The sequence below is a fragment of the Hydrogenophaga sp. NFH-34 genome (assembly GCF_021401345.1).
GTDB classification, from domain to species: Bacteria; Pseudomonadota; Gammaproteobacteria; order Burkholderiales; family Burkholderiaceae_C; genus Hydrogenophaga; species Hydrogenophaga electricum.
Map to the genome: position 1 here is coordinate 1 of NZ_JACBGE010000067.1, position 779 is coordinate 779.

General features: G+C 66.6%; 1 protein-coding gene. It reads left to right on the forward strand.

What is annotated here, in order from left to right; genetic code table 11:
- Positions 1–779: alpha-hydroxy acid oxidase (locus L0977_RS25335; RefSeq protein WP_234267697.1), on the forward strand; the 779-nt coding region annotated here is incomplete at both ends.

The following is a 779-nucleotide window of genomic DNA, read 5'->3' on the forward strand; positions in this document are numbered from 1 at the left end:
GCCCAGCACGCCGGCGAGGGCTTCTGGTTCCAGCTGTATGTCATGAAGGACCGCGCTTTCATCGAGCGCCTGATCGACCGCGCCAAGGCCGCCCGCTGCGGCGCGCTGGTGCTGACGCTGGATCTGCAGATCATCGGTCAGCGCCACAAGGATCTGAAGAATGGCCTGTCGGCCCCGCCCAGGCTGACGCTGCCCAATCTGATCAACATCGCCTCCAAGCCGCGCTGGGCGCTGGGCATGCTGGGCACGCCGCGGCGCAATTTCGGCAACATCTTCGGCCACGTCGAGGGGATCGAGAACATGGGTTCGCTCTCGGAGTGGACGGCCAAGCAGTTCGATCCGGCGCTCAACTGGGGCGATGTGGAGTGGATCAAGAAGCGCTGGGGCGGCAAGCTGATCCTCAAGGGCATTCAGGATGTGGAGGATGCGCGTCTGGCGGTGCAAAGCGGGGCCGATGCGCTGATCGTCTCCAACCACGGGGGGCGCCAGCTCGACGGGGCGCAAAGCAGCATCGCCGCGCTGCCGGCGATCGTGCAGGCGGTGGGCAGCCAGATCGAGGTGCACATGGACGGGGGCGTGCGTTCGGGCCAGGATGTGCTCAAGGCGCGGGCGCTGGGCGCGCGTGGGGTCTACATCGGGCGCGCTTTCCTCTATGGCCTGGGCGCCATGGGCGAGGCCGGGGTCTCGCGCTGTCTGGAGATCATCCACAAGGAGCTGGACCTGACCATGGCCTTCTGCGGTCACACGCAGATCGACAACGTCGATGCCTCCGTGCTCCT